The organism is Flavobacterium sp. K5-23 (genome assembly GCF_023278045.1).
Classification (GTDB): Bacteria; Bacteroidota; Bacteroidia; order Flavobacteriales; family Flavobacteriaceae; genus Flavobacterium.
This window is the reverse complement of the sequence record NZ_CP056783.1, coordinates 1,537,230-1,550,800: the sequence shown is the minus strand read 5'-3', so window position 1 is coordinate 1,550,800 and position 13,571 is coordinate 1,537,230. Positions and strand designations below refer to the sequence as shown.

Annotated in this window: 12 protein-coding genes; all 12 read right to left on the bottom strand. The window is 33.1% G+C overall.

All coding sequences use genetic code 11. From position 1 onward, the window contains the following. Positions 1 to 41 precede the first annotated feature (41 nt). The 12 genes from FLAK523_RS06840 to FLAK523_RS06785 all read right to left on the bottom strand — a co-directional run bounded on the left by FLAK523_RS06840 (position 42) and on the right by FLAK523_RS06785 (position 13,560). Positions 42 to 1,220 carry a DegT/DnrJ/EryC1/StrS aminotransferase family protein gene (locus FLAK523_RS06840; protein WP_248907783.1) on the bottom strand — a complete coding sequence of 393 codons (1,179 nt, stop codon included), beginning with the start codon at positions 1,218 to 1,220 and terminating at the stop codon, positions 42 to 44. 15 nt (positions 1,221 to 1,235) lie between these two features. Further along, positions 1,236 to 1,976: a glycosyltransferase family protein gene (locus FLAK523_RS06835; protein WP_248907780.1), complete on the bottom strand. Its 741-nt coding sequence runs from the start codon at positions 1,974 to 1,976 to the stop codon at positions 1,236 to 1,238. Then, the gene (locus FLAK523_RS06830) at positions 1,964 to 2,836 is read right to left on the bottom strand and encodes an aldo/keto reductase (RefSeq protein WP_248907778.1); all 873 of its coding nucleotides are present in this window, start codon (positions 2,834 to 2,836) and stop codon (positions 1,964 to 1,966) included. The genes FLAK523_RS06835 and FLAK523_RS06830 overlap by 13 nt, the downstream gene beginning before the upstream one ends. 23 nt (positions 2,837 to 2,859) lie before the next feature. Next, positions 2,860 to 3,408 carry a GNAT family N-acetyltransferase gene (locus FLAK523_RS06825; protein WP_248907776.1) on the bottom strand — a complete coding sequence of 183 codons (549 nt, stop codon included), beginning with the start codon at positions 3,406 to 3,408 and terminating at the stop codon, positions 2,860 to 2,862. Positions 3,409 to 3,414: 6 nt separating this feature from the next. Beyond that, positions 3,415 to 4,482, bottom strand: a complete 1,068-nt coding sequence (locus FLAK523_RS06820) for an N-acetylneuraminate synthase family protein (RefSeq protein WP_248907774.1) — start codon at positions 4,480 to 4,482, stop codon at positions 3,415 to 3,417. A gap of 92 nt (positions 4,483 to 4,574) precedes the next feature. Continuing rightward, a complete protein-coding gene (locus FLAK523_RS06815) occupies positions 4,575 to 5,471 on the bottom strand; it encodes an SDR family oxidoreductase (RefSeq protein WP_248907771.1) in 897 nt (298 codons plus the stop codon). Beyond that, positions 5,472 to 6,482 carry a UDP-N-acetylglucosamine 4,6-dehydratase (inverting) gene (gene pseB, locus FLAK523_RS06810; protein ID WP_248907768.1) on the bottom strand — a complete coding sequence of 337 codons (1,011 nt, stop codon included), beginning with the start codon at positions 6,480 to 6,482 and terminating at the stop codon, positions 5,472 to 5,474. Positions 6,483 to 6,569: 87 nt separating this feature from the next. Beyond that, positions 6,570 to 7,640: a Wzz/FepE/Etk N-terminal domain-containing protein gene (locus FLAK523_RS06805; RefSeq protein WP_248907766.1), complete on the bottom strand. Its 1,071-nt coding sequence runs from the start codon at positions 7,638 to 7,640 to the stop codon at positions 6,570 to 6,572. Between the two features lie 296 nt (positions 7,641 to 7,936). After that, positions 7,937 to 10,357: an SLBB domain-containing protein gene (locus FLAK523_RS06800; protein ID WP_248907764.1), complete on the bottom strand. Its 2,421-nt coding sequence runs from the start codon at positions 10,355 to 10,357 to the stop codon at positions 7,937 to 7,939. 351 nt (positions 10,358 to 10,708) lie between these two features. After that, on the bottom strand, positions 10,709 to 11,134 hold the full coding sequence (locus FLAK523_RS06795; RefSeq protein ID WP_248907762.1) for a UpxY family transcription antiterminator: 426 nt from the start codon (positions 11,132 to 11,134) through the stop codon (positions 10,709 to 10,711). A gap of 745 nt (positions 11,135 to 11,879) precedes the next feature. Then, entirely contained in the window at positions 11,880 to 12,887 is a 1,008-nt protein-coding gene (locus FLAK523_RS06790) for a mannose-1-phosphate guanylyltransferase (RefSeq protein ID WP_248907760.1), read from the bottom strand. A 247-nt stretch (positions 12,888 to 13,134) separates the two neighbouring features. After that, positions 13,135 to 13,560 carry an adenylyltransferase/cytidyltransferase family protein gene (locus tag FLAK523_RS06785; protein ID WP_248907758.1) on the bottom strand — a complete coding sequence of 142 codons (426 nt, stop codon included), beginning with the start codon at positions 13,558 to 13,560 and terminating at the stop codon, positions 13,135 to 13,137. Positions 13,561 to 13,571: the final 11 nt, after the last annotated feature.

Below are 13,571 nucleotides of genomic sequence, written 5' to 3'. Positions count from 1 at the left end.
ATACTAAATTTTTCAATCTATACACAAATTCGGCAACTAAATTATTGCTCAAATTCGTTCAAAGTTTTCTTAAGAATATCAGCCTGAATCTTAGCTTCACTCAAATCCCAATAATTAGTTTTCAACTGAATCATTCTTTCCTGTAAAAATTCTGAATTAGGGCATAAGCCTTTTTCATATTTTTGATATACTCCTGAATAATTTTGTATTTCGTTCAAAAATAATGGTTCCATATAAGTCAATTTCCAAGCTGCATAAAAACCATCTCCTCCATTTTTTTGAAACAAATCTCTGAATCTATACCAATCAACCTTTGGGTTATCCGTATTCAAAACCATAGAATAACTCCAGTAAGAATTAACACAATAATCCGGAGTATATTGCTTTGTAACTAATCCACTCCCCAGAATTGCTTCATCAAAAAGTTTAGCCACTTCTATCCTAACATCTACTAACTCTTCTATTCTTTCCAACTGCCCCAAAATTACAGCTGATTGAACCTCTGACATTCTATAGTTATACCCTACAGACACGTGTCTATTATAGTTTGGGTCTTGAATATCATTCCTTGTTATTTTAGCCTGTTTAGCACTCACACCAGCATAACCTAAAGAAGTAAATCTTCTCGCAACATCCGCTAATTCAACATCATTAGTGGTTAACATTCCTCCTTCTCCACAACTTATGTGCTTGCTTGCTTGAAAACTATAACTAGAAAAATCCCCAAAAGTACCGACTAATTTATCTTTATAATAACCTAAAAAACATTCTGCATTATCTTCTATTAAAAACAAATTAAACTCTTTACAAATTTGAATAATTTCATCATATTCTGGTGAAAGACCATACAAAGAAACTGTTATAATTGCTTTAGTCTTTTCCGTAATCTTCTCTCTAATGGATTTCGGGTCAATATTAAAAGTATTTCTATCCACATCAGCAAAAACGGGTATCGACCCATTTTGTAACACACATAAAGAAGTACTAGACATAGTTAAAGCTGGAACAATAACCTCATCCCCTTCTTTAACACCTAATGCATGCAATGCAGTATGCATCGTTGCAGTACCATTCACATGGCTAATAGAAAATTCGTTCTGGAATACCTCTGTGAATTTTGATTCCATTCTATTCGTAAACAACCCATTTTTCGATGTAGCAAATTCATTTTCTAAAGCCTCTAAAACATATTTTTTTTCTAAATCAGATATTCTTTTCATAAAATTATAATTAAATTAACGATATAAATCACTTCTTTTTACCTTGTTATTCAATTCCATAATTGAAGGTATTTCTTCTAATATATTAAACATTTCTTCCCTTAAAAAGACCTCTCCCTCTTTGTATAATTCAGAATATATTTTTTTTGCAAATTCATAATCTTCAAAGGTATCCAAAGTCCATCTATATGAAGACAGATCTTTGTCATTCTGAATATTACAAACATTAAAATTATTTTTATTTTTGTGTATATATTGTGTTACATGCTCTTTATCAAAATCACTTACGGCATTTTTGTAAGATTTCTCTAAAGCTTCAAAAGTCATAACTTCTACATCTAGCCCCTCAGGGAAGGAAACAGGACTATTATTACATACAAAATCTAAATTGTTTTCAATCAGCAAATTAACAGCTTCATCTATTAATCTGACATCCTTAAAAGGATCATCAGCTGTTATTCTTACTATAATATCAACATTGTATTCCTTAGCAGCTTGGTAATAACGTTCTAACACATTTTCTTCAGATCCTCTAAAAAATTTAATATTATTGTTATTTGCCCATAACTCAACAAAATCATCATTAGCAGAAACAGTGGTTGCAATTATAATTTCATCTAGTAAGCTTGATACTTTCAGTCTCAAAACAACATGCTCCAACAATGGTTTGCCTGCTAATTCAAGAAAAACTTTATCCGGCAATCTAGTTGATCCTCTTCTAGCCTGAATTATTGCCGCTACTTTTATTTTTTCCATAATGAAGGATTTAATAAATCAGTATTTTTAACTTTTATTGAATTTATTTTTGCCACAGCTTCTTTACTAATAGCGTAATTCAACGATTTTAAATTTTCTTCCAACTGTCCTACCGAATCAACTCCAATTAAAACATTATCAATAGAATTCTGACTCAAACAATAACTCAAAGCTAAATTAGCAATCGTAGTATTTTCCTCTCCTGCAATGTGTTTTATTGACTCTATATCATTTGATAATTCCTGATAAATTCTGTTTTTTTCAGAAGTATCTTTAAAGAATAATCCTTGCAAAAAGGCAGAACGCGTATGCACTATTTTACCTTTGTCCTTCAATTGACTGAGTAATTTACCTCTAACCGTCTCATTGTCTAACAAATTATAAGGCAATTGAACAACCGTGATTCTATCGTCTAACAATAATTCTTCAATTTGTTCATTCGTATAAACAGAAACACCAATATGGTTAATAACCTCTTGCTCTTTCAATGATTCTAAAACACTCAAATCCTCATTGCAGTTTTTGTATGAATCAAAAGAATGAAACATCAACACTTCCAGACAATCAACATGAAGCTCTTCGCAATATTTCTTTATTTTCTGCGCTACCTCATCATACACAGTACTGTGTGGAATTTTGGTAATCACTTTAAATTTGACTTTTGGATTTAATCTGTGAAAATCGCCTATTACTTGATGTGCATTGCCATAAGCTTCTGCTGTATCTAATAGTCCTATACCATTTTCAAATGCTTCTGATAAAATAGCACAACTATCTTCAAAAGAAATTTTACCCGAATGATTGTTCACTCCATAATCCAATCCCATTTGAACTGTGCCTAATATAACTTTACTAATCATCTTATCTATATTGTTATAAACTTTCAAAATTCACCCCTACTATCTAAAAAAAAATCAGATTTCAAAATAGATATAATATAAGAATCCCAATATTTACCTTCACTGAAAGCATTTTGCCTTAGCTTACCGTCAACTTGAAAATTAAATTTCTCTCTAAAAAAATTTAATTTTTTATAGTCGTATTCATACAATTCCATCCATATCTTGTTTAAGTTAAGATCTTCAAAACCGTACTTTATTAAAGTCTTAGCGGCATCATAAGCATATTTCTCATCAATATATAATTGATCACGACCTATATAAAAAGAAAAATCGGTTGATCTATTAATCCAATTCGTATATAAAAGTCCGCAAGCCCCAATTGGTTCATTATTTTCCAAGTCAACAATAACGAACATAAAATCATTTGGATTACCGTAAGTCCTATTAAACCAATTTTCTTGATTCAATAAGTTTAATTCCTTATGTTCCCTAAAATTTTTTCTGTAATCAGGATTATTTCTCCAATCACGTAAAAGAATTAAATCCTCTTTTTCCATGGCTCTAAGTCCTGTTATTTCTCCTTGTAGCATAGCTGTTTATTGAATATGTTTTTTTGTAATATGTTCTCCTTTTACAATTGGGGTTACCAATTCTTTTCCAACAAGTTCCCCAATTTGGTATGGTGAAAACCCGTCTTCTGGTATAGGACGAAGTGCTTCTAGATCCTTTTTTGTTATAATATGACCTATTTCAAAATCTGAAACTGCTCTTAAAGATCTTCTTTGAACTATTAAAGATTTTTTTTCATTCTCTTCTATTCTTTTTATACCATCCCCCAAAGCATAATAGACTTCATTCGCATTATCAACCATTTCTCTCCAAGTGATTGGATTCATAGCAAACTTGTGATCCGGACCTTCATTATCATTACTATCGGTAAAATGTTTTTCAATTATTACTGCTCCCAAAGCTATAGCTCCTAATACCGTTGCATGCCCTAAAGTATGGTCTGACAAACCTAATATCGTACCTGGAAAACGTTGAGCAAAATTTTTAAGAACATTTAAATTAACATATCTAAATTTATCCTTATCGACAGTATAATTTGTATTGCATTGCATTAATACGACATCTTCTGTAATTGCTTCAATAGCATTCATCGCTCTAACAACATCAGTCATTTCAGATGCACCTGTTGCAATTAATACTGGCTTATTTTTTTTTGCAATATGTTTAATAATTTCAATCCAAGTAATATCACCAGAACCTATTTTGTATAAATCAACAAAAGGATCTACTGCATCAACAGACTCAAAATCATAAGCACTTGTAAAAAAATCTATCCCTACTTCATCACATTTAGCTTTCAATAAAGGTGTCCAATCTAACGAGATACTTGCATCTTCATATACTTCATACACACTTTTTTTCCAAGAAGACTGATGTGATAACTGACTTCCTAATTTTTCAAAACCAAGCTTACTAACGATTTTTGAAGCTTGAAAATTTTGAAATTTAGCAGCATCCGCACCTGCTTCCTTAGCTAACTCAATCAATTTATATGCCTTATTGATATCTCCATCATGATTCGCACCTATATCAGCTATAAAATATAATGGTTCGCCTTGTCCTATAACTTTATTCCCGAATTTAATTTTTTTCATAGATAAATATTTTTAATTATTATTCTCTAATGTAACACCAATTCTAAATCATCTTGGACCACATAGACATCTAACATGAATTTATTTTGTAGTTATTCTTTGAAAACAGAAAAATCTTTTTTTAACATTGAAAAACCTTTTTCAAACGAAAAATCAAAATTTTCGAAAACAGATTTTATTTTAGAATTATTAAGTGTTGTATTCAAAGCTCTTGGAGCTACTATTTCAGATTGATTAAATTCAACTGCTTTTATTAAATCCGGAGAATAATCGAAATTTTCAGCTATTTTTAAAAGAAAATCATACTTTGAAATACCCTCATCCGATGTAACATTATAAATTCCGAAATCAATATTAGAAGAAATTAATTTTTCCAAAAGCATTGCTAATTGTCCAACATATAATGGGTTAAAATACATATTACTAAAACCATTAATATCCTTACTCTTTCTAAGTTCAGAATATCCCCATTCGAAAAGCGATTTTTTCATCGGTATATTAAAACCATAAATATTAGTTCTTAATATATAATGATTTATAGTATTATTTTTAACTGCTTCTTCACCCAAAAATTTTGTCTCAGCATAATAACTCAAAGGATTAACTAATGAGTCTTCAGCATAATTACCCCCTTTACCATCAAAAACTGAATCTGTAGAAATATAAATATATTTATCTGAATCTAAAAGTGAAAATATTAACTCCGTTGCAGAAACATTTGACTTATATGCCAACTCTTTATCAATTTCACATAAGTTAACATTTACCTCAGCCGAACAGTGAATAATTGAATTAAATTTTAAACTTCGAATAGAATTTAAAAATTCTTTTGATGTTAAATCACCTATTAAAATCTCAGCCCCTTCAAGTTTAAAATCAGTATTTCTTGATATCCCGAATATTTTATATGACTTTAATTGCTTGAAATGACTATATACTGCCATTCCAAGCATTCCTGATATACCTGTAATTAAAACATTCTTAATCATTTATTCAAAATTCGAATCTACATGTTCTTTTATTAACGCTCTCAAACCAGCAACGGTTTCCCATTCGGTATTGGTGCCTGAATTATAATTAAACCCTTCTGGTACTCTTACCGCTTTAAATGAAGTAATAAATTCATCAAGATTAAAACGAGGAATAGATGGTAAAATCGTGAAATACTTACCTAAATCGTACGTATTATAAGAATCCGAAGAAGTAATCATCTCTTCATGAATTTTTTCACCCGGTCTAATTCCTATAATATCCAATGTACATTCCGGAGCTACTGCTTCGGCTATATCGGTAATTTTATAAGATGGAATTTTAGGTATGAAAATTTCACCACCCCAGGCTTGATCAATAGCATGCATCACCATATCAACACCTCCTTGAAGCGATATATTGAAACGTGTCATTGTTGCATCGGTAATTGGTAATTTACCCTCCAATTTCTTTTTCATAAAGAATGGAATAACAGAACCATTCGACCCCATTACATTACCGTATCGAACAACCGAGAATTTAATTGGATTAGTTCCCTTAATATTATTCGCGGCTACAAATAATTTATCGGAAGTCAATTTAGTAGCACCATATAAATTGATTGGCGCACAAGCTTTATCAGTTGATAGCGCCACAACATTACTAACACTAGTTTGCAAAGCCGCATGAATAACATTTTGAGCTCCACCAATATTTGTCTTTATACATTCATCTGGGTTGTATTCAGCCAAATGCACATGCTTCATTGCAGCTGCATGAATCACAATATCCACTCCTTGAAACGCTCTTACCAATCTTTGTTCATCTCTAACGTCTCCTAACAAAAAACGGATTTGTTGGTATTGGCTTTCAGGAAATTCCTGAGCCATTTGAAACTGCTTTTGTTCGTCTCTCGACAAAATTATAAGTTTCTTTATATTGGGATGATTTCTAAAAATATGAGATGTAAGTGCCTTACCTAAAGAACCTGTTCCCCCAGTGATTAAAATTGTTTTATTCTCAAGATTCATATTATATATATATTTGTGAAATAATATTATTTTTCATCCCATTGGATGTAATTATTAAAAAAAACTGTCTGTTTTTATTTGGCAAAACTACGAGGATGTCAACTGTTTTATAATCCGTCTCACAATCAAACAAAAGACTACTAGAAACCCTGCTAAAAAACCTCCCATTACCAATCCTTTAGCCTTGCCAAAACGCTCTTTGGGCAAAGGCAAAATAGGTCGATCAATCACTTGTATTAACGGTGTTTCTTTACGTAAAGTCACTTTAGCCAATTCCGATTGTTTGACTAATTCCGTCAAAATAGCGGTATTGGCTTGTACATCCACCTGTCTTCTGGCAGAAGGCGCACGACGAACATTCATCGCAGGATTCAATCCAAAAGTATTATCATTAGCCACCGCTACTCCGGTAATCGCTCCGTTCAGCTCAGCACGAATGGAATCGGTTTGTCTTTCCAGTATATCCATATTCATTCTTGCTTTTTTGCTTTTGGAATCGATATAAAAATCAGATACTTCTTTGACTAAAGCTTCCGTAAAATATTTAGAAAACAATTCATTAGTGGAAGCAACATCAATGCTAATAATTGCTATTTTTTTGTCTTTTTGACCAACGGCCAATCCCGTTTTAGACAAATCTTGATATATGACCCCCAAGATACTGTCATGAACTCTTGTGAAATATTTACGTTTAGTTTCTGGAAGAAATTGTATGTCCTTGAATTTAGGATTGTCGTTCCAACTAACTCTCCATTCGTTATTTTGGATGTACATTTCGGCCAAAGAAATAAGCTTACCATTGGAAGTAACGGGACTCAATAAAGTTTGTTCCACCATGCTTCGAGACTTAAACAACTCGGTTAAATTAGATCCGGTAAAGATACTCCCTCCGCCTCCGCCTAGGTCTAAACCTAATGAACTGGCCAAACCAAGTGCCCCACCTAATCCTCCACCGCCTTTTTCATCTTCCAATGCAAAAGACAAAGTAGCCGTATAAACGGGTTTTTTTATAAAAGAATACGTCAATCCTAGTGCTGCTCCTATAATTCCTGCCAATACAATGACTTTCCACTGCGACAGTAAATAGACATACCATTCCTTGGCTTTATCCAGTAATTCTTTTAACGATATTTCGTCGCTGTTATTATTTTCTATCATTGTATCAAGATTTTACGCTTGTATTTTATTTAGTATTGAAATATGTATTTTAAACGGTGTCGATAAAAGCTTGTTGTCTGTTTTCATTTGTCTCCCTTTAGGGTAGGGGTAAAACAAATGAAATCTGCTATCTGAACACGAATCACTTCTCACCACTCACTTATTACTCCTTACAGTCATCCTGAACTTGTCGAATGAAGGGTGACCCTTGAATACCTGATCACTGCAAACTGAATACTGATCACTGAATACTGATCACTGAATACTGACCACTGAATACTGATCACTGATTACTACTATCTTAATATCGCTATTATAACTCCCGCCAAACTGGCCAATACCCCCGCTATACTCACAAATTCACCCGTACTCATCTTTTTTACCTCTGGCTTTTCCGGCACCACAATTTGCGAACCCGGCAATACTTTAGGACTGGATCTGATAAACATAAAAGACTTCGACACTGCCGCTTTGCCATTTGGATAAATGACATAGGCTCTTCTTTTCCATCCTTTGGCATCTACGCCACCAACAGCATCCAGATAATAACCGAATCCCTTGCCTTTATTGTAAGGAATCTCAGATGTCAACAACACATTTCCGGTTACTTTTACGCTTTCATTATAGGCAGCCACTTCTATTTCATCCCCCACCAACAAGGTTACATTAGCGGCGCTTCTTGGATTTTTAAGAATTTTTTCCCAATCCACCGGAATGGTTGCATATTTTAATTCTTCCTTTATTTTTTTTGTGATTTTGTTTTGAATACTGTCATTTTTACCCAAATTCAAATTCACGTTTTCTAAATCCTCGATTTGCTTGGCTTGAATTGGTCGCTTGATTTTTACCCCATTCAAATCGGCAATGGAAGTCAGACCGCCCGCTCTTTGGATGACATCGTATAGTTTTTCTTGTTTATTGGCCAACACATATTTCCCCGAGTAATTTACGGCTCCACTAACGGTCACCATCTCCGGTTTTTCATAAACTGCCATTCTACGAACATTAACCACATCAAACGGTTCCAGTTCAAAATTTTTCAATTGCTCATTGTTACCGGGCGTAATCTCAATGTTAAACAATTGCACTTTAGCAGTATTGCTATTGTCTATTTCATCGGATTTTATCATTCGCGCCACTTCCACCCTTTTTGAGGCTGACCCTGTTAATCCACCCGCTTGAATAAATAAATCATTCAAAGACAGATTTTGAAAGTAGTCATAAACACCCGGCTTTTTAATTTCACCGTCAATAGTGATTTTATATTCTTCTTCGAAATCCAAAATTGAATAAACAGTCATCACATCTTCTTTTTGCAATAAAATATCAAATTGAACATCTCCTGCAATAGCACTTACCAAGTTTACATTTACCACTTCCGTTGTCAAATCAGGCTTTAATCGTGTTATCCTGGCTCTTTTACCGTAAGCATCTTCCTTTAAACCGTCAGCCTTGGCAATTAAATTGGAAACGCGCATACCTTCATAAAAGGAATACGTTTCTGGTCTAAAAACAGCCCCTTCGATTTTAATGCGATTTTCAAACTTGTTTAATATTTTAGAAACATTAAACACATCACCTGTTTGCGGTTTATAGCTATTAAATTCTATTGCTTTTATATCCTTAACCTTAAATTCTTTAGCTGTTTTTTGTATCACATTTACCGAAGCGGTATAGGCATACTCATTAAACCCAGAAGCAAAAGAAATTAAATCTGAAAAAGATTCTCCCGGTTTCAATTCGAAAATTCCCGGTCTTTTTACCTGTCCTTCTAGAGTAACTCTATTCACATAAGCAGGAATTCGAATCACGTCATTGTCTTTTAAACCCATATTATCGGATTGATTACCGTTTACCAAAAAATTATAAATATCAACTTTTGTCAATACTTTATTATTTCTGATTAATTCTATGTTTCTATAACTCCCGTTTTTTCCCGGACCACCAGCCAAATGCAATGCATTGTAAACGGTAGCCAATGAAGAAACAGAATAATTCCCAGGTTGTTTACTCCCAATAATGGTCACTCTGATGGTCCTGATTCGACTCAAACTCACACCCACTTGCGATTGACCTGATCTTACGGTACTATACACCCCGGCAATTGCATTTTTTATTTTTTGTGCGGCTGCTTCAATCGTCATACCTGAAACAGGAATCTGGCCGACATATTGAATAATTACTTTCCCTTCAACAGTAACAGGAACACTTGCATTAAATTCCTGAACACCAAATACACTCACTTGCAATTCATCTCCAGGACCTAAAATATAATTAACTGGAGTAGCCAGTTTCAAATTAGGCTCAAAATTCAAAGTTGGATTATCAAATAGTTCCGAACCAAAAATCTTGGCATTTAATGAATCCTTAACTTTTACATTTAGAATTTTATCTTGTTTTCTACTAAATTCTTCGTTACTGTTTCCCGAAAAATCACCTTCTTTAACAGTAGAAGAAGATGTTTGATTTTGCAATCTGCTTTTTAATTTTGCAAACTCCGTCACAGACATTCCTTTAGCCAAAACAATAGGCTCTGCCTGTTCAATTGTCATATTATTAGATTGTAATTGAGTTTTTATTTTCGAAATATCACTATCTGATAAATAATCCACTTTTACAGTACTTAAATCACTTCCTTTCAATAAATCTTGGGCCAACACCGTTGCCGATTGAAAAAGAGCCATAAACAATACAATGGCAATAATTATTTTTCTCATATTCATTTTTATATTAAAATCGAAAACTATCAAAGATTTAAAACCCTTAAACTGATACATATTTCGAATATTCTCTTCTATAATATTAAACAAAAAACCTTTGAAACAGTCTTGTTTTTTCACGGCTTCGCCGTGGTGAGTCCCATATTTGAGATCCCCCTATTTTATTCGGCTGCAAATTTAGACAAATTTAAAGTGGAATACCTCTTTTTTTTACCTTAATAAAAAAAAGAAACCATCGTATTTAAAAAGAATAATTCCCAACATATATAATACTCTATGAGCAAAACACTTACATACTATTAAATACAGTTCTTACAAATTTAAATTTAAAAAATGTTATAAAACACTTTAAAACACTTTCTTTTCCACTCTAAGGACGCAGCCTAAAGATTCCAATATTAAAATATAATGATTTTGCTTCACTTCTTGGATGATTGCGGATTGGGTTGCAAAGGGTCCCGACTCCAATACGATTTTATCCCCTTTTTGCCATTTGTCCATAGACACTTCATAACCTTCCGGTTCCGAAAGCCATTTTTTTATGGCCTCGATTTCTGAACTTCTCACAATGGCAGGTTTCCCTAGCCAAAATAAATACCGAACAACTCCAGGCACTTCAAATATAAGATTACGCTCTTTTTCCGTCAGTTGAACAAAAACATACGAATTAAATAACGGCACATGCACTATTTTTTTACGATCAGACCATTGACTCGTTTTCGAAATCAATGGACAATAGGTCACTATACCTATTTCATTTAACCGTTCTGCCACCTTTTTTTCCCACTTGGGCTTGGTGTACACCACATACCAATTCATCTTTTACCGTATTATTAATTAATTCCACTCCTAACTCCCTACCGCAGCATCGGGATTGAGAGGGAAATACGATTCGAAATCATTAAACTTTTTATTTTTCAAACTTTAGCCATTTGATTAATGATTTTTATCAAAACAATAAACACACCCCTAACCCCTATAACTCCGGTTTACATTCTTTTTGGAGTCGTTGAATCTTCGATTTCAAGAGGGGAATTCGACTCCGTTAACATTTAAGCTTTAGTTTTTTACTAAGTAAATAAGTCGAATCAATTATTTACCAGATGTTCATTTTCATAAACTAGTGTTCTCAACTTTAATTCATTCCACTTCCCAAGAAAATAAGACAGACCAAAAAATTGATTGTAATCCCTTTTTATCGAATAGTCCTGTTTGATGGTTTATCTTTTACTCCTGACAACAATCACTTAAAACCATAAAAAAATCATAAAATTCATAACCTATCAATAGAACTTTTCGACGGCAAATATAACCAAAAAAAAAGGCCCTTTACCCCTTAGAAATTCCGTAGCCTTCCAATATCGAACTTGAAAATTGCAACAATTTAATATTAAGGCAATTAACACAATAGCAGTTGTTTAAAATAAAAACAAATATCACCTAATTTAGTGATGCTTTTAGTTTAAAAAAAAAGAAAAAAATAGTAATTATTCCTATTAAATAATTATGACATTTTGTATCAATCCAATAAATCAGAATTTTCTCTTTCCAGCTTACCATATAAACTCTTAACATCTTGTGAAAATTCCTTTTGCAAAATTAAATTAGCGGTAGCTGTATAAACAAATATTGTATCCTTAAGTCCGATAAAAGCGGTATAGTTATTTGTTCCTATTGTCATATTTCTGTTTTTGTCCACTGGATGTCCTATAGAAACTAAATAATCATAAACAGATTCAAAAGACCCTAAATCAGACCAAGAAAATTGAGATGAAACCACCTTGATTTTTTTACTTCTTTCCATTACCGCATAATCAATACTTATGGAAGGTATTTCAAGTGAAAGACTTAAATCCAGGTTTCCATTGTCGTTCTTTTCCCATGCCAATTTGGATTTTTCGTATACCTCAGGAGAATACAATTTCAATTCATCCAATAACACACCGGCTTTAAAACAAAACATCCCACTATTCCAAAGAAAATTTCCTTTAGCAATAAAATCAGCAGCTGTGACTTGGTTTGGTTTTTCACGGAAAGAAATCACGTCATCTCCCTTGCGTTCAATGTAACCATATCCCGTTTCAGGCTTTGTGGGAACAATTCCGAATGTAACGATAAAACCATTTAAAGCTTTTTCGACCGCTTCATTAATTGCCCCTTTATAATGATTCATTTCCCCAATTATATGATCCGAAGGTGTTACAATTAGTATATCATCCGGTTGTGATGCAAAAGCGGCAAAAGCTATTGCCGCGGCCGTGTTCCTGGGAGTTGATTCAATTATATCTATATAGGAAGTACCTGTCTTATCCAAAACTTGTTTACTCAGATGACAATTGTCAATGTTACCAACCACTATTATCTTATCCGCTAAATCGCGATTGCGATCCACCGTCATTTCAAACAAAGATTTCCCGTCGAATATATCCAAATACTGTTTGGGTTGACTTTTTCGCGAAAGCGGCCACAAACGGCTGCCAACTCCTCCAGTGAGTATTACGTGTGTGATCGAGTGTTTTTTGTTCATTGTAATCTGTTATCCTTTATCTGTTATTCCTTTCCGTCAGTTCGAGTAGATTTTAAAAATTGCGACAGCTATTTTGAAATCGTATCGAGAACCCTTGTGTATCTGTTACTTCTCGATACTTTTTTGCTTAACCAATTCTTGCTTTAAAATAAATTTGTTCAAGCAAAAAAACTCGAAGTGACGTTAATCGATGTATTCTGTTTTCGTTAGTTCGATAGTTATCTGTTATCTGATAACCCATAACCTGCTATATAACTTTTTTCAATTCTTTTTCCACAACTTCTTTGCGAAGACTGCTGCTGGAAAAACGATGATCTCTTGAGTTGAAATGGAATGCTATTCCTTTTTCTTCGCAATAATCACGACCAGTAAAATTTTTGTCTTTATACTCATCCCCTATAATACGTACATCGATTTTAAAAGAACGTAAAATATCCTCTAAATCTTGCTCTGTTGCGTAAGGAACAATTTCATCCACATGCACACATCCTTTGAGCTGAATGTATCTTTCTACAACTGATTGCGTAGGCTTATTCTTTTCCGGGCGGTCAATAGTAGGGTCAGTCTGTAAGGCAACAATTAAATAATCACATTGTCTTTTAGCATCTTCCAACATTTTTATATGTCCGGCATGCAGTAAATCAAATGCACTGAATGTTATACCTATTTTCATAATTATTCTTT